General features: G+C 60.8%; 12 protein-coding genes. 4 read left to right on the top strand and 8 right to left on the bottom strand.

All coding sequences use genetic code 11. The features are described 5' to 3' along the window. Positions 1–360: 360 nt before the first annotated feature. Positions 361–777, top strand: coding sequence for a hypothetical protein (locus tag AC1DBD_RS04210; RefSeq protein WP_476916865.1), 417 nt, complete (start codon positions 361–363; stop codon positions 775–777). A gap of 368 nt (positions 778–1145) precedes the next feature. Beyond that, positions 1146–1907, top strand: coding sequence for a hypothetical protein (locus AC1DBD_RS04205; protein ID WP_476916866.1), 762 nt, complete (start codon positions 1146–1148; stop codon positions 1905–1907). A gap of 519 nt (positions 1908–2426) precedes the next feature. Here the strand turns inward: AC1DBD_RS04205 and AC1DBD_RS04200 are convergent. The 7 genes from AC1DBD_RS04200 to AC1DBD_RS04170 all read right to left on the bottom strand — a co-directional run bounded on the left by AC1DBD_RS04200 (position 2427) and on the right by AC1DBD_RS04170 (position 14747). Continuing rightward, complete coding sequence (locus AC1DBD_RS04200) at positions 2427–6824, bottom strand: glycosyltransferase (RefSeq protein ID WP_476981490.1); 4398 nt, start codon at positions 6822–6824, stop codon at positions 2427–2429. Positions 6825–6843: 19 nt separating this feature from the next. Then, the gene (wecC, locus tag AC1DBD_RS04195; RefSeq protein WP_476916868.1) at positions 6844–8121 is read right to left on the bottom strand and encodes a UDP-N-acetyl-D-mannosamine dehydrogenase; all 1278 of its coding nucleotides are present in this window, start codon (positions 8119–8121) and stop codon (positions 6844–6846) included. A 16-nt stretch (positions 8122–8137) separates the two neighbouring features. Continuing rightward, positions 8138–9703, bottom strand: a complete 1566-nt coding sequence (locus AC1DBD_RS04190; RefSeq protein ID WP_476916869.1) for a glycosyltransferase family protein — start codon at positions 9701–9703, stop codon at positions 8138–8140. Between the two features lie 347 nt (positions 9704–10050). Next, positions 10051–10941: an ABC transporter ATP-binding protein gene (locus AC1DBD_RS04185; RefSeq protein ID WP_476981489.1), complete on the bottom strand. Its 891-nt coding sequence runs from the start codon at positions 10939–10941 to the stop codon at positions 10051–10053. Next, on the bottom strand, positions 10925–11821 hold the full coding sequence (locus tag AC1DBD_RS04180) for an ABC transporter permease (RefSeq protein ID WP_476916871.1): 897 nt from the start codon (positions 11819–11821) through the stop codon (positions 10925–10927). Before AC1DBD_RS04180 ends, AC1DBD_RS04185 begins: the two co-directional genes overlap by 17 nt. Next, positions 11818–13560 (bottom strand): glycosyltransferase family 4 protein, encoded by a 1743-nt coding sequence (locus AC1DBD_RS04175; RefSeq protein ID WP_476916872.1) that lies wholly within the window; start codon positions 13558–13560, stop codon positions 11818–11820. The genes AC1DBD_RS04180 and AC1DBD_RS04175 overlap by 4 nt, the downstream gene beginning before the upstream one ends. Further along, on the bottom strand, positions 13557–14747 hold the full coding sequence (locus tag AC1DBD_RS04170) for a glycosyltransferase family 4 protein (RefSeq protein WP_476981646.1): 1191 nt from the start codon (positions 14745–14747) through the stop codon (positions 13557–13559). Before AC1DBD_RS04170 ends, AC1DBD_RS04175 begins: the two co-directional genes overlap by 4 nt. A 164-nt stretch (positions 14748–14911) precedes the next feature. Between AC1DBD_RS04170 and AC1DBD_RS04165 the strand changes: the two genes are divergently transcribed. Further along, positions 14912–15154, top strand: a complete 243-nt coding sequence (locus AC1DBD_RS04165; RefSeq protein WP_476916874.1) for a hypothetical protein — start codon at positions 14912–14914, stop codon at positions 15152–15154. Between the two features lie 463 nt (positions 15155–15617). On the opposite strand, the gene AC1DBD_RS04160 is transcribed toward AC1DBD_RS04165, so the two are convergent. Beyond that, positions 15618–16664, bottom strand: a complete 1047-nt coding sequence (locus AC1DBD_RS04160) for an LCP family protein (protein WP_476916875.1) — start codon at positions 16662–16664, stop codon at positions 15618–15620. 112 nt (positions 16665–16776) lie between these two features. Here AC1DBD_RS04160 and AC1DBD_RS04155 point away from each other — a divergent pair, with 112 nt between their 5' ends. Next, positions 16777–17280, top strand: a complete 504-nt coding sequence (locus tag AC1DBD_RS04155; protein ID WP_476916876.1) for a DUF3515 family protein — start codon at positions 16777–16779, stop codon at positions 17278–17280. The last annotated feature ends 18 nt before the right edge of the window (positions 17281–17298 follow it).

Raw genomic sequence — 17298 nt, 5'->3', positions numbered from 1 at the left:
AGCACATGAGCTCCGCTACCCTGCCACCAGTGTTTTTGAACTGCCCGCGAATCTGCAGCCGAGCTCGCCCTGCGCTCCCCTTCGGGTCATGCCCAAGGCCTCAACTGTCTGGGGAGCTGCCCGCCGAACTGCGGCTCATGTCCACGCTTTGCTTTAGGAACTGGATAGTGGGGGCCGAGCCCAAGGGGCGCGCCAAGCCGAACCCGCGGGCCAAAGACGATAGGCATTGAAGTGGGGCAAAAACTGGATCCCGCCGTGGCATACGCCCCTCTTAGCCTGCGAGCGGGAGATCTTGACGACGCTCCTGGCACGGACTATACAACTTAGTAATTGGCTTTCGTCCTGCACGAGGAGGACGCCATGACTGAAAAGCCGGGTGTTGCGACGCTTCATACGCCAGATGTCGGCGCGACTGAGTTGCGGGAAATGAAGGTGGACGAACTCCACCACGAGACCTATGACAAAAACATTAGCGTTGCATCCGGCATGCGCAAAGAGGAGCTGGTGAAGGAAGTCGCCAACGTCCGATCCAAAGGTGTCGTGGGCGCCGGCGGCGGCGATTCGCATGCCGACGCTGAGAATTTGAGTGCGCGCCCCGAAGCGGGCAAAATCCCGCACGGCGACAGTGCAGCCAACTCCCTGAAGAACTCGCAGGAGGTCACGTCAACGGAGGACGAGCCTGAGAACGAAGGCCTTAGCTTGGCGACGACACATAATGAAGTCATCACGCAGAGGGCAGAAGAACGCGGCGGAGTGCTGGCGGCTGTAGAGGGATGAGGTCATGACCACGCCCGGAGCCGAACGCACCCCGGCTCAGAAGCGCAAGTACGCGAAGACGCGCAAGCTTGTCACACCACTCTCGTCCACGCCCATGCGAGGGCATGAAGAGATCACCGGTCGCGCTGTGCGAAATCCTCCCGATGGGCAACAAGCCACGACGTGGGATCATGCCCGAGGCGCACTGCAAGAGTCGCGCGTACAAGCGCTCTACTGCAATGAAGCTTCTTGGGCGAAGACCGGAACTACTGCTGCTCGCACCTCATTTACAGCGAGACGCACAATGACCAGCCCGAGTGGGAGGCCTCCGAATGGTGGGCCAAACGCAATGTCGAGCTGTGGAAGCAGTGTGTGAAGGAGGCTCGAAGGTGATCTTCAATCGAGGCAGCATCGCGGGCATGGTGGCAGCTGCCCTCATGCTTGCGCCCACGGTCAGCGCGTCAGCGCATGGCCATACAAACTACGGGCCCATGGCCGCACCCAACGGCGTGGGTCAGCCCGCGTGGTACACCGCCTCGGAGTGGAACGGCATGAAGCCCGGGCAATACGAGGCGACCGACTGGTGGATCACCGGCGCACCCGCTGATGCGTCGCCTGACCTCAAGCGCCGCAGTGAGATCAAGGTCGGCGCGTCGCAGGCGGCTGCGACGCTGTCCGCGCCCGGGAAGACAACGCGGTGGAAGGGCTGGCTCAAGCCGGTCCTCGGCCCTGCGAAGAACGACGGGAGGTCATGGCACTCCCTGGTCCAGCTGCACGGTCCCGACAAGGATGGTGGTTGGCGCTACGCCCAGGTCGCGCTCCGGGTGGAGAACGGATACTGGCGCCTGTGGGGCGACGACGGCTCCAGTCTCAAGGCATGGAGCATTCCGCTCTTGCCGTTCGTGGACGGTTCCGCAACGTACGCGACGGTGACGTATCGTGCTGACGCGGTGAAGTCCCTTGCGTGCGTCAGCCTCGACCCTGAGGGCGCTGAGATTGGAAAGCGGACGTGGTGTCACGCCGCCGAAGCGTGGGACTCCCAGTGGGTCGTCTGGCACAGCGGACTCTACCGCGGCTCGGGTAGCAGCACACTCCAGCCGACCTACGAGCAGCGCGTCTACATCAAGGAACCGATGGTCACCATCTACTGACCTCAGTCGTACTCGACGACGGCTTCAACATCGGTGATGGTGCGTCGCCCGCGTCTCCAGGCCCATCCAGCTCGATGACGACGTCTCGCATCACCCCCGAGGGGACCATAAACTGTGGCGACGACCACTGAACTCGGCTGCCGTCACAATTGCTCATTTTCCGACCGGCAGTGACACACAGCCGCCCGCCCCGGTCACCAAAGGGACCCCGTCCGACGGCAGCGCCGGAACTTTGCCCTCCATGTCAACCGCCGCCACGGGCAGGGCAAGATCGGCTACTGCTGTGGATCCTCCTCCACTGTGCACAAAGCTGTCTCCGGTGCCTCTGACCTGGCTCTCCCTGCTGGAGCGGGCCGCGGGCATGGTTGATATGTAAGTCTGATCGCAACCCACTTGGATGGATCGATCGCAACGACCTCAATTCCCAGGCGCCAGGCCACGCGTCGGGGAAATGCCAAATCCCCGACGCCCTGGTCGTCACGCCCCCTCCATCAGCGTTCGCGAACCCGAATTCGCCGTCTACCCTTCGTCCCCGCCTAAAATAGTGGCCACCAGTTCCGGGATCACTTTGGTGCTTTCGAAGCGCGTATCGACAATATCCTTTGCACGCGCGCCTGCTATTCTCCACGAATCCTCGTTCAAACCAGACAAGAAGACCGCCATCGCGCGTTCGTCGGCGTGCAACCAATCGGTTGGGTAGATTTGGTCAGCACCGGGCCAGGCGAGGCTTGCGGGGACGGCTCCGGAAGCAGCCCCGTCGGCAAGCGTTAAATGGAATGACTCAAAATCGCTTACGGAGAGAACGATTCCGATTTTTCTGTACCACTCGGCCATGTCGTCGCCCTGCGCATCAAAAGTGACCGCCCCCGCCAGCAACGGGTCCGCTCCTATTCGCGCGTACTGCTCTTCGTAGAAGAACATCTCGTCTGGCCTGTTGGCCATCCAAGGAAAGTCCTCGGGACGTTTACCTTTGATGAAGAGGTGATAGCGATCGTCATTCATTCGCAGGAGTCGCAGAACATCGAGCGCCTTGTCGAGACGCTTTCTAGCTGGAACAATGCCGACAAATCCGAGGTTGAATCTGGCACCTTCGGCCTTGTCCAGGTCGAGCGAAGTGACGTCTACCGGGTTGGGAATGACCAGGCTCTGTTTTGCCGGAACCCCGTGGTCCCTTACCGCAACATCCAGAATGTGCTTTCCGACAAAAATGACTTTGTCGACTGCAGAGTATGCAACGTCCCTCACGTAGGGACGCGAGATTTCCTGAAGATGGAGCCGCGTGACCAACCGCTGGTGTGGCGAGACATTCCTTGAATACCAGACGGCGTTGCCCAGTGTCCATTCGCAGAACACCACGTCCGCTTCGGCCAGCAAGGTCTGGCTTTGCTCCTCATCATGCCGGGTGTGGTCCTGCCATTTGTCGATGGTGACGTTATGTCCACGCGAAGCCAGTTCCCCGATTATTCCCGTCGCGAATTTCAAGTCATGTCCCGCAATCAGTACGTTCTTCGGTTCGTTGCTTCTAGAGTTCGTGGGCCTTGTCGGTGAGGCCTCTACTTCCCGCCTAAGGCGTAGTGGGTTCGCTGGCAGCATTCCGGAGATGTTTCGGAGCAGGGGTTCATGGCCGTTGCCTTCGCCCAGTTGCGCCAGACCGAGACCAGGGGTATCAAGTTCCTCGCTTGAGATGGAGATCGAACTCCAGGCTCCAAAGGTCGTGGGCGTAAGCAAATCTTCAAAGATCGTGCGGTCCGAGTGTCCTGTCCCCGGTTCGCCCATGAACGAAATTCCGGCGGCTTCCGCGAGCCGTCGTGCCGCATCGCGATCGCTTACGACTGTAACTGGGAGTCGCGATTCGGTGCTGGCCAAGGCGCAATAGACGTGAGCGGGCTGAACTGTCTGCATGCCCAAAACTGAGGCGACCTCCGCTGTCAGTTCCGGCACGTAGACAGCGTAGGAGGGCAGTTCGGGTGCCGCGACGGTAAGGCCTGCGGTCCGAAGTAAGTAAGCAAGTCGGTGGGCGGCTGTGTGGCCGCGATGTACATATCGGTAGGCCAACCACGCATCGCGGTTACGGGATCGTTCGTTACTCATCCATTCCTGGATAAGTAGCCCCGCCTCGTCGGCACCCCGGACGACGGGCACTAGCCCGTTCATGATCTGCTCGACGCCGAGCCCCTTTCCGCTGACTACAGCTGAACCGGAAGCGGCAAGTTCCATGACGCGACGCGAAAACATCGTGGGTGATGCATCCACTGAGTTCACGTTTATATGCACCGGGTGAGCCTTGTATGCCTCAACCATTTCCGGGTAGGCAAGCCCGCCACGGACGAAACGACTCAAGTTTGCTGGGAAACGATACGGGCTTTCGGGGTTCAGATGTTGGCGGTCGTAAACAGCTAGTCCGTGGTTCTTAGCGACGCCGAGTATGGTTGCCAGCTCTTCTGAGCGGTTCTTGTACCGGTCACCGTAATAGGAGCCCGCGTAGGCGACCGTGTGATCGTAGGGGCGGTTGGCCGGGATGATGTTGTGTAGGCGGGGTTGGGCGTAAAAGGTCAGTGAGGCGACGGTCTTCTGGCGGGGGCCAGCGTTCTCCTTGTATCGGCGAATGCAATCCGAATCCGAGGTGAATACGTGGTCGAAATGGCGCGATGTTTCGCGGAAGCGGTTGAAGTGCACCGGATCTTCCTTGTTCCAAAAGATCGTCGGCACGTCCCGCGTGTTGCAGTCTTCCAGAATCTCTTTCAGTGTCGAGAAGCGCGCTTCATCGTAGTACCCGACTTTCTGCTTCCAGAGTCCGTTGAGGCCTTCCCAGGCAGACTCCACGAACAGCGCATCAAGCGGCTGAGCAGCGATTTGCTCCCGCCAGCAGTCAGGACGGAGTTCCACCAGGTTTACCTCTCCGCGCAAACCCTCCAGGGTGAACTCGTCCGAAATAATTCCGATGGTCAGTTCGTTGAGATTTCGCGCGGACGTCGCCGCACTGGCGGCCTTGGCACGGTCGTGGGCGCGAACAGCTGTACTGCCGGCAGCCCTCCACGTTCGTTGGTCTATAGCCCAAAGCCTTGCCCGTCGCCCCATGGAAGTCCGCGCCTCGGGATCCCCGGTCAATTTGATTATAGCGGCGGCTAGGGATTCGGGACTTCCGGCCTCGCACAGCAGTGCCCGCTCCTGGTTCGGGCCGGCAAGGTCGCGCATCGGCGCGAGGTCACTCAAGATCAGTGCCTTGGCGCTGGCCATTGCCTCCAAAGGCTTTAACGGCGACACCAGCTCAGTTACAGGCAATCGGCGTCGGGGGCAGGGCATGATATCGAACAAGCTAAGGTAGCCAGGGACATCTGCTGCTGCGACGCGGCCGGCGAAGATTACTTTGTCGCGAATTCCAAATTCTGTCGCCTGCCGCTTCAGTGCCGCTAGTTCCGCTCCGTCTCCAACTACAACCACAGTGATGTCCACGCCCGCGTCGAGGACGAATTTTGCCGCCTCCAGGAGGTCCTCCAGTCCCTCATAGGGCACGATGCTTCCCGCATATCCCACCACAGTGGTATCGCTGGCCAATCCTAGTTTCTTGCGTAGAGATTCCAGAGGCGGCATTGGAGTAAATGCGTCAGTGTCAACCGCGTTAGGCAAGAGGCTGATCGCGTGCCCACTTACGCCCCGAGACACCAGTTCATCCCGCACCTGGCTCGTAATCGCCAGTACGGAATCAGCTTCCTTGGCAACCAGCGTGTCGAGACTCATTGCGAGGCGGAACCGGTCAGTATTACGCCATGCGGGCTTGCTAGAGGCTTGCGTTATCTCCCACAGTCCCCTGACTTCATATACGAAAGGTATACCAAGTCGTCGGGCGGCCAGGAGCGCCGGAAGCGCCGTCACGTAGTTCGAGGCAGCATGTATGACTGAGGCGCGGTGGCGCTGGGCTTCTCTTACATAGACGTCTGTGGCTTCCGCCAGATAGTAGTCGAGGCGGTCACCGGTCCAGCTGGGACCTGGATTGAAGACGTGCTGCACGCCGCTTATTTCCCGGACAAATCTTTCAGCCGCGGCGACGGGCACATCGACTTTGGAGTCCCACGGGTAGCCCGGTCGGGCAACAACTACAACGTCTTCGCCGTTGCTTCTTAGCCCACCGACAACCCCTGCGGTCCTAGTCGAGTAACCATTACTGTTGAAGTGGCCCGTGCTATGAGCGCAGTACATTATGCGGCCGTGTTCCGCCAAGTACCCAGCATTCGGCTGTCGCTGGGCAATGAAGGGAGGGGCCGTCAACAGCTCATATTGGCCCAAGATATTTTGCAGCAGTACGAGCTCACTCCCGCCGACGTCCTCCAGCAACGCTGCATGCTGTCGGATGAAGTCCGCCGGCTGAAGGATGGCTCCCCTGTCGAAGTAATCGTGCGAAATCAGCTTCAGCGCGGCGGCTTTCGACGGATGTGTTGCAAAGTCGTTTAGAAGTTGGTGGCGAGTGGGACGTGCCGGAACCGTCGCCTTTGCAGATGGCGTCTTCCCGGGGATTGACCGCGTCGCTTCGGCGGCAGTACGGCCGCCTAATGCAGACGGCGAGATTGAACCGTTTCCTGCACTCCTGCGTGGCGCGACCGCTGCGCGGGAAAGCCATCGTGCGGGAACGCCGATCGCACGTGCTAACCGGAAACTTTTCGAGGACCGCAGAGCCTTCAGGACAGACTTGAGCTCATTGTTGCTTCGATTGGCAGCGTCCAGTTGCGCCATCGCCTTGTCTCTGGCCCTCCGCATGGCGCGAAGATCCTTGTCCAGGCTTTCGGCCCGACGGCGGTATTTCCCTTCAGCAACGACAAGACGCTCGTAGTCACGTATCAGGGAGTCGATATCCTGCATGTACCGTTTGCGCTTGGCAAGCTGAACGGTGCTTAGCCGTGCAACTTCATCTGAATACGTCATAGTCTCGCTTCGCGTTTCTTTAGACACCCGCAGCGATACTGCGGGAATCCTCCTGCCAGATGCCTCGGGTGTCCACTACCGCTTTGCCGTCTAGCATGACCGGGTCGATCTCCTTGAAGACATCGTGATCGACCAAGAGGACCACCGCATCCGCAACGTGCAGCGAAGACTCAAGTTCCTCGAGCGAGACGTTCCGAAGACCGGACAGCTGCCGCGGAAGGCTGTCGACATGGGGCTCCACGACTAGGATGCTGGCACCCTCAAGCTTGACGCTTAGCTGCTGAACGATGTTCACAGCCGGGGATTCACGCAAGTCGTCGATGTTGGCCTTGAAGGCCAGCCCCAATACGGCTACCTTCGGGGATACCTTGTTACCGATGGCTTCTTGGACTTTCTGAATGACCCAGGCCGGCTTTGAATCATTGGTTTCGCGGGCCTGCCGGATAAGCCGGGCTTCCTCGGGTGCCGCCGCTACTATGAACCAAGGATCCACAGCAATGCAGTGTCCGCCTACGCCAGGCCCGGGCTGCAGTATGTTGACACGCGGATGATGGTTGGCCAGCTTGATGAGTTCCCAGACATTAATGCCAAGCTTGTCGCTGATCACAGAGAGCTCGTTCGCAAAAGCGATATTGACGTCGCGGTAGGAGTTTTCCACGAGTTTCGCCATCTCAGCGGTGGCAGCGTCCGTCACCAAAATGTCCCCTTGGCAGAAAACGGCATACAGCGCCTTCGCCAAATTCGCGGCCTCAGTAGTCAGCCCCCCAACGATGCGGTCGTTGGTCACGAGCTCAATCATAATTCGGCCCGGCAGGACGCGTTCTGGGCAGTGAGCCACATGAATAGCAGGTCTGCCTTCGGCCCCGTCCAAGCTCAAGTCCGGTCGTAGGCTGATGAGGTAGTCACCAAGCAGCTTCGTCGTCCCGGGAGGTGAGGTGGATTCAAGGATGACGAGTTCACCTCCGACCAGCTGCGGGGCGATTCCCTCTGCTGCGGCCTTGATGTAGCTGACATCGGCAGTGTGGTCCGCGTTGAACGGGGTCGGAACAGCCACGATGTACGCCTGTGCCTTGGGCGTTTCAGTCGACGCGAGGAGCTTCTGCTGGCTCACGGCCCCGGCCACGTAGGAAGCCAAGTCCGGCTCCACAAACGGGACCTCGCCTCGGTTGACAGATTCTACGGTGTCAGGGTTCACGTCCACGCCGACGACGTGCACGCCGTTGCCTGCCAAAATCGCTGCAGTCGGAAGTCCGATATAGCCCAGACCGACGACCGCTACGCTTTCAATGGTATTCATAAGGTGATTCCCCCATTCAGACAGAGACTTCGTCCCTGTAGTTTCCAAAAAATTTCAATGACCCTGTAGCCAACAGTTCTGCTTCGCTGGCCGTCCAGGTATGACCCGAACCAGACCGCAACTGACAATAGTTAAACCTGTCGGAGGAATAGACACTCGCTTCATCCCTGGCGATGTCCCGAAGGAACAGACTGTCCTCCCCCTTGCCGATCGCAGCAAACGGAAAACGGCGGAAGATGTCTGCAGTACCCATGATGGTCGGACCCATGACCGTCCGAGTATACCGATGCTCCCACTCCGGAAAGCGCAGCAGCGTTGCATTGAGCACGGAGAGGTACATGTAGTGGGCCTGTTTTCCGACAACGTCGGCACCAGAGTAATCAAGCGCATACAACTGGTCACTCAGGTAGTTACTAGCGTAGTAGTCGTCGTCGTCCATTTTGGTCAGAACCTCACCTGATGCCGCTTCAACGCACATGTTGAGGCACGTTCCTAGGGGAACTGAACTAGGAGCCGCGAGCAAAATCACGTTAGAAACACCGTGCTTTCGCTGAAGGCTGTCGATCGCGGCGGCGTCCGGCTCGAATCCGTGTGTCAGCAGCACCAGCTCGACTTCAACATGGCACTGACGACCGAGAGTTTCAAACACGTGTTCAATTTGCCAAGGTCGGAACGTCGAGACCAACGCCGAGACGAATGGCCGGCCCGCGGCTGCCTGTAGGGCGGGGACGACGGCTGCCAGCACCTGTTTACTTCGTATGCTGTATGTGTGGTCCCGCCAGATGCGTCGTTGCCCGCGGTGGAGCTGGCGATCCCCCATTTCAGGATTCCGGTGCAGCGCCCTAAGCAACTGCTCCGCTTCCGCCTCAGTCTGAACACTGAAGATTTCGTCGGGTCCAAAGTATGTGTCGATGGCCGGGCTCGGGGTTGTGACGAGGTTGGAACCGGACGCCACAACCTCGAAGACCCGCCTGGAGCACATCGTGGGTGAATCCACTACAGAGTTCACGTTAAGAAATGTCTTGTAGGCTTTGTAGGCCGTCAGCATCTCGGCATATCCGAGGCCGCCCACCACGCGGCCCTCAAATTCTTCCGGGAACTGATATTTCGCCTCGCCGCCTATCTGGCGTGAAAATATCTCCAGCCCGGTGCTCATGGAGGAAGACGCTTTGACGGCAGCGGTGAGCAGAAGGTCCAACTGCTCGCGACGCTCGGGGTATTTTTCGGTAAAATACATTCCTCCGAAAGCAACGTCACGCTCGTGCCAGCCGAATTTCGGTCGCACAGGGTTGTGCAATGCTGGCTGGGCCGCGAATGGCAGCACCGCTACTCTCTCGTGGCCCAGTTCGCGTCTGTAGTCCTCGAGCTTGCCCGAATCGCTCGTGAAGACGTGGTCGAAGAGCTTGGCTGCCGACAGAAAATCCTGAAAGTGGGGCGGGTCTTCCTTATTCCAGAAAACAGTTGGTATCTGCCGTTCATTACACCAGGTTGTCAGTTCCTGAAGAACGGATAATTCAGCCGGGTGCTTGGCCGCTATTTTGCCGGTCCAGGCCCCGCTGTTGCCAGTCCAGGCCGATTCCACAAACAAGAAGTCTATGCGCCTGTCCTCCAGCTGAGCCCGCCAAGTCGCTGGCACTACCGGAACACAATCCCATTCCATACTGAAGGCGGTCAGTGAGAAGTCGTCCAATATTACGGCCACCCGAACAGCCGGTTGGACGGACTTTCGCGTCGGACTAATTGTGGATGGCTTGAACCTGAGCCGGCGCTTTTTGCCCCGCCCCGTCCAGGCGCCTTCCGCGTCCCGCACAGATTCGAGTCTCCGGTGCCCTGCTTCGACCGCTTTGCGTGCCAGCCATTGCCGTACCTGCTCCGGCCCTCCAGACCTGAGGTGCCAAACGAACTCCCGTGCTGACCTAATCGCGGCCCTCACGCCTTCGACCGCCGAGCGGAGTTCCGGTCGCTGACGTCAGCAACCTCCAGATCATGGATCATACGACGCCGGAGCTTCATAGCACCGATACGATCCCCAGCAGCTAGCTTCTGTGTAAACATGCGGTACCACTTGACGACTTTCTCCGGGTCGCCGTCTGCTACCAACTCCCCTTGATCGATCCAGATGGCCCGATTGCACAGATCCAGAACGGTCGACATGCTGTGACTCACCAAGAATACTGTTCCCGCTTGATCAAGTAGCTCCAGCATGCGCTCGCGGGTTTTGTCCTTGAACTGGGCATCGCCGGTATTCAAGGCTTCATCGATGATAAGGATTTCAGGGTCGATGCTCGCTGCGATCGCGAAGCGCAGTCTTGAACTCATACCTGATGAATACGACTTCATCGGCATACGGATGGCGTCTTCCAAGCCAGAGAGATCCACGATGTCATCGAACTTTTCATCAATCCGCCGATGGCTCATTCCCATGGCAAGGCAACCCAGCACAATATTCTGCTCACCGGAAAGTCCCGGCAACAATGCTGCATTGACACCCAACATCACCGGTGTGGAAGTAGCGTAAACCGCGCCTGACGTAGGCGGTATTTGACCGCCCACGAGCTTGAGGAGAGTGCTTTTGCCGGAGCCGTTCCGGCCAATTACAGCTACGGACTCCCCGTGTTCCACGACCAAAGACAGGCCCTTGAGGGCAGTGACCTCCACAGGCTTGGCCCTCTTGACCGCACGCCTGAGACCGGCCCAACCGGCGGGAGACGACGAAGCTCCGCCATTTGTCCGTGAGGTGGTCTGGTACACCATGCTCACCTTGTCGATGACGACGGCGGGCGTGCCTTGAACAAAATGAAGATCAGAGTTCTCTGCCATACGTTTCTTCTCCCTTCCAGAAGAATACGATTCCAGCCGCCGCGGCAGAAACTGACCACAGCGCCAGGATGGCCCACGCCCGCAAGGAACCGACGTTTCCGTACAGGAGACATTCCCGCGCCAAGTGGAGAACGTTATAGAGCGGGTTAAACTCCATAATCGCCTTGATAATGGGAACACGGTCAAATCGATCAATGGAAAAGAACATACAAGACGCGTACATCCACAACCGCATTGCATAAGTAATCAACTGGCTGATGTCATTGACGATCGACACCAATCTTGCGAGGATAAGCCCGAGTCCGAGGTTGAAAAGGAGCTGGAGGCCCACTATCGGGATCAATAGCAACCAGCGCCAAGAGATTTCCTCAGCTGGGGGGAGGACGATAATAAGAATGAGCATAACGATTATAACCGGAATGTTCGACAGTAGCTCTCGAACATTGGCGGCCAGGACCAAGCTTGCACGGGGAAACTGAAATGCGTGGATGATGTTCTTATTCGAGGCGATAACCCGCGATGAGCTTGAAATTGCGCGTGTGCTCATTTGAAAAAGGAACACACCGATGATGAGAAATGCAACGAAGTTTTCGGTGCCACCGCCTGAGTTCAGGAGCAACCCCATTATCAGGTAGAACATCAACCCGTTGAGCAGAGGGCCAAGAACCAGCCACGCAAGCCCGAGCTTATCTTGCTCGTTCCCGGTTTGAACGCGTGATCTTGCATCGTAAAATATGAAGTGCCTGTAATCCCAAAGTGAGACAAGGTAATCCAGCAGCGACGGTCGCGCCCCTACTCGGCGCAGCCCGCGCAAATTCACGGATGTTGTTACCGCTGTGGGCTGCGGCGCTGCCGGGCCAGACCGCGTTTCGGCACTCAACGACTTTCCTTAGTAAGTCTTTCATAGGCGTCAGCCATCGCTTTCGCGTTGGCCTTCCACGTGCGACTCTTCAAGACGCTCTGTCTCCCTGCTTGTCCATAACGCGTCCTTAGCTCCTCGGAACGAAGAAGCCGCCCCAGCTTATTGCTGAACTCGAAGCAGTCACCCGCTCGGAACAAAAGTCCGCTCTCGCCTTCTCTTACAATCTCCTCGAGCGCCGGCAGCCTGCTCGCTACGACAGGACGCGCGCACGCCAATGCTTCCACCGGCTTGAGCGGGGTCACGGACCGGGTCACTTCCAGATCCCTGCGTGGCACCACAAAGACATCCAAAGCCTGGTGATAGCGCACCGCTTGCTCGCGCGGTACCCGCCCGGTGAAAATGATGCGGTCGCCATAGCCTGACTGGCGGGCTTGGACCTCGAGTGCGGGGCGGGACACGCCGTCTCCCACAATGAGCAGCTTCAAGTCCGGCAGGCGCGGGGCGAGCAGTACAAATGCCTCGATCAAGCAATCGAGGCCTTCATAGGCTACCAAACTGCTGACCGTACCGATGTACTGCCCGCTCTCGTTGAGCCCTAGCTCACGGCGGGCGCTGCTGGCATCGAGCGGCTCCTTAAGGAAGTCACCACCGACAGCGTTTGGCGCAATCAGCACCTTTGCTTCCGGGATTCCGGCGGCCACAATGTTGGCCTTCATGGCACCACCCAAGGTCACCACGAGGTCGGCATCCCGCATGACCTCGGCCTCCCGTTCCTGGAACAGCCGGTAGCGTTCGCTTTCCTTGGCCGCCGGGCCACGCGTCGAAGCCCAGGTGTCGGCAAGTTGCCCGCGCACCTCATACACCCAGGGAATGCCCACGGCCCGGGCCACGGCGCGGACCACTAAGGCGTTGACGTAGTGCGTGGTGGTGTGCAGCACGCTGGGCTTGAATTCCAGCACGATGTCCAGCAGCTCTTCGGCTTGCTGCTGCAGCCGCGAATCCATGGTTGCTGCCAGCTTTGCCGGAAGGAGTCGTCGATAACGGACACCGTCCACCACATCGGACGGCTTCGCGGAGATCTTGCCGATCTGGACCGGGTACCCCAACCTGGTCACGGCCAGCACGTCCCAGCCCGCAGCCTGCTGAGCGGCAAGGATGGAGTGTGACCGCTGCGCGTACCCGCTGGCTGTGTGGGGCAGGGAGTTGGTTAGCAGGTGCAGCACGCGGCCCGGGACGGGACTGTAGTCCACGCCGTCGAGTACCGGAGCCGCGCCGCTGAGGACGCTCAGCTCGGCTGCCAGCCGGGACCGCTGACCACGGCGTGCCCGACCGTCACCCGCCAGGACCTCGACGGCGTCGCTGACTGCGCCGTCGTACCAGAAGCGGCGGGCACGGGAACCGTCCAGACCCGGCGCGCCTTCCGCGCGGCCGAGGAAAGCATCGGCCACGGCAGGCAGCTGGGCGGCGAGGGCGACGTCGGCGAGCCGGCGGGCGCGCTCCCCCGTCGCTGCGGTTGCGGCGGCGAGGGAGAGCCGCCGCTCAACCTCTGCGTCGTCGCCTTTTACCAGCATGGCGAGGAGGACGGGAATAGCGGTGGAATCACGATGCGCGTGGCGGACGACCGCCGCCGCAGGCGGGCCCACCAGACGCGGCGGCAAGCGTCGGCTCAGCTGCAACAGCAGTAGAAGCGGATCGTCGGTCAGGTGGCTGCCGGCCACGGCTGCGGCCAGCCGGATATTGCGGAGGAACCGGGTCATCGGGACGAGACCGTCTCCCGGTTGAGCAGTTTCTCGATCAGCCCCATGTAGCGGTCCGCCAGCAGGGAATAGTCGGCATGTTCCTTGACCCACTGCCGGCTGGTGTCGTCCCGCACCAGTCGGGAGCGGTCTGCCGCCAACTTGCGCCACAGTTCGGCCACCGCCTCCGGGCTGCTGGGCACGATGTCGCCCGCCTCTGCATCTGCGATGATTCGGGCGGCTTCGCCAATCACGATTGCCGTGACGTGGCGCCCAAGGGACAAGACCTCATAGGTCTTCGACGGCACGGTCGTTTCAAACGACTTCCAGTCGTCCCTGAGCGAGACGATGCACGTGTCGGCCGAGGCATAGCGCGCCATCACGGCCGGCCCGTGCAGGGACGGGTGGAAGGTCACAGGCGCGTTCAGCTCACGTGCCAACTTCTGGAGCGCCGGCTTTCGTGTCCCGTCACCCACCAGGTGCAGGTGCATGGAGTCCCCCACCAGCGCACTGGCACGGATCACCACCTCCAGCCGCTGGCTCGCACCGTGGTTGCCGAGGTACAGGGCTTCAAGAGTTTCGCGCTCCGGCTCCGGTGGGGACAGCACCGGTATGGTGTCCACATGCAACCCATTGCTGACCGTTGCGACGTTCTTGATACCGCGCCCGCGCAGCGTATCGGCAAATCCGTCGGTGACAGTTACCACAAGGTCGGCACGGTGCTGGATGAAATCAACGGCCACCTCAACCACACTCTTGACGCGACCCTTCACCATGCGCGAATCGCGGGCTAGGTCCGGCCATGCGTCGCGCATTTCGACGATCAGAGGAGCCCTGCGGAGGCGGGCCAGGAGATACCCCGCGGCAAGAATCGGCAGGCTCGGTGCGGTGGCGATGACGACGTCGGGCCGCGGCGTTAACAGTCCGAGCGGCACCGTCATAACGGCAGAGAAACAATGATCGATAAAGCGTGCCAGCTGCGAGTTGCCATGCGGCAGGAAGGGGACGCGCCGGATCTGCTCAGAGAACTGGCCCTTCTGTCGCCGGAACGCACGGCCTGCCAACTTGGCAGGAAGGTCCCGCCGTCCAGCCGGGGCGTGGGCAACCGGCGTGATCACATCGACATCCCAGCCGGAGGCGCAGAATTCCTTCAGCAGGGCCGTCCAGCGGCGCTGGGGAGGGCTGCTCTCGGGCCAATAGGAATGCACCAACAGGCTGACGCGAACCGGTCGGTCCGCTCTCTCAGGAGTTTCGGACGGGTTCGGGCGGACTTCCTGAGCCACCTTAGCGTGCGCCCTTCGAGGTCGCCCGGCCCCTCGCGCCCAAGGCGCGGAAGTAAGCAAAGCCGGCCGCCAGCAGGACCAGGACGGTTATGAGCTGCACCCCGAAAGGGCTGCCGGTCGCCGCGGTCACTGCGGCCTGGATCACCGGGGAGGACTGGATCACCGGGTCCGCCTTTTCAGGCTCCGGTGCCGGCGTCTCGGAAGGTGCAGCCGACGCCGGCGCGGCTGAAGCGCTGGCCGACGGAGTCGCCGTCGGCGTTGGAGTGCTTTCCCCGACTGTTGGTGCCGGGTCCGCTGGCGGAACAACCGGAGCCTCCGGAACGGGCACTTGAACCGCCGGCGCGGGTGGCGGGATGATCGGTGCTGCCGGTGCCGGGCCGGCTGGCGGACGTACCGGCGCCGCCGGGGCGGGCGCCTGCGACGACGGCGCCGGAACGGGAGCCGGCGCCGGCGCGGGATCCGGCGCGGGGGCGGGATCCGGTGCCGGAGCGGGCTCGGAAGGCGCCGGATCCACGATCACGATGGGATCAGGGGCGGGCGTGCCATCACCTTCCGCGTGGGCGGGGGCGGAACCCAGGCTGAGGAGAAGCGCCGCGGCGGCGCCGAAAGCCGCAGTCTTCAGAGTGGTCCGGTAACCACCGCAGCGTGAAGTGTTCAAGTGTTCCCCCAAAGCAAAATCCTGTTCGGTACGTCGTAAGTTCAGCGCCGTACTTTACGTCGGGGCCGCGGTTCATAAAATCGGCACCGAGAGCATCCTACCGGTTTCCCGGCAATTCCCTGAACAATGGCGCGTTGTTAGGAACCCGATCCGATGGACTTGACGAAACTGCCAAGAGTGTCCCCGCGCAGGGCGGCGGCGACCTTGGCGATGGCGGCATCGTCCCGCAACACGATGGATTGGCCGTCCGCAGAGGTCCCGATTCCCGAGGTCGGCAGGGTGAAACTGGCCACGTCTGCAGTCCGGACATCGCGCAGCCCCACCGCTAGGGAGGCTACGGCAGCCGCGTCGAGAGACTTGTCCACGCTGACGTACGGCGAGACGGTATCCACCAGGCTGCTGATCCGGACCGGATTGGTTAGCGTCTCCGCTGTGAGGAACTTTGACATGAGTGCCTTCAGGAATAGCTGCTGGTTCTTGACGCGCTGGTAGTCGCCGTCGCTGAAGGCTTTGCGCTCACGAACGAAGGCCAGCGCCTGTTCGCCGCTGAGCTGCTGCTTTCCGGCGGCAAACGAGAACTGCTTGGTGTTGAAAGCCGTTGGCACGTTGACGTTGACGCCGCCCAGGGCATCAGTCATTGCCTTGAATCCTTCAAAGTCGACCACGGCGACGTGGTCGAGCCGGGTGTCGAACATGCCTTCCAGAGTCTGGACGACCAGGGGAATGCCGCCCAGTGCCATGGCGGCGTTCATCTTTGCTTCCCCGTGTCCGGGAATCTCCACCCAGGTGTCGCGCATGATGGACATCATGTAGATGTTCTTGCGGTCTGCGGGGATATGCACCCACATCATGGTGTCCGAGCGCTGGTCCGAGGGACCGCCGGCTTCCGCGTCGCCGAGAGTTGCGGCGCGGCTGTCGCTGCCGAGCAGCAGCAGGTTTACGGCATCGGTCTTAGTCTCGGCCGGGCGCGCAGATTCCGCCGGAAAGGCCTGCTCGATCTTTTGCGACTTGGAGTTGAAGCTGTTCGCCAGATTGTAGGCGTAAACCCCGGCACCAACGGCTACGACGAGAAAGAACGCCACGACGCCCAACAGCACGTTGCGCGCAGTCTTCTTCTTTTTGGTTTTCGTCCGGGACCCCTGGGCGTCCTCGTAGGGAACCTGGTCTTCAGTTTCAACGGGCATGAATGCGTCCCCAACTCTTGTAACAGCGAACAGAAATAGCTCGGCCCATTGTGCCACGGACTCATGAATGTTCCGGTCTTGATGGGCGCTCGGGCCGGGATAGGCTGGATGGATGCAGCAGCTCCGCCCGCACGGTTCCCCACGTCCGCTTCGCCTTCTGGCAACCGCCGCCGCAGCCGGGCTCGTGCTCAGCGCCTGCTCCCCCGTCGTCGACGTCACGCCTGCCAAGGATGCAGCGAACGCCGCCTGCGCACCCATGATGCTGGCGCTACCGGACAGCCTTGGCGATGCGAAACTGCGGAAGACCAACAGCCAGGCGACGGCGGCGTGGGGCGACCCGTCCCTCGTGGTCCTGCGCTGCGGCGTCAACGTCCCCGGCCCCACCACCGACCGCTGCGTCAGCGTCAACGGCGTCGACTGGGTTATTAAGGAAGGCAACCCGGTGTGGACGCTGACGACGTTCGGTCGTGAACCTGCCACGGAAATCCTGATGGACCCCAACAAGATCAGCTCAGCCACCGTGCTGGCGGAGCTCGCCGCCCCGGCCGCGAAAATCAAGGCAAGCCGGAAATGCGTCGGCCAAGAGGACCTGCAGAACCTGCCTGCCGGAAAGTAGCGACCCAGGCGCTGGGCC

The organism is Arthrobacter sp. 10T419 (genome assembly GCF_056394105.1).
The sequence above is the reverse complement of the archived record's forward strand: the minus strand, read 5'-3'. Positions and strand labels throughout refer to the sequence as shown.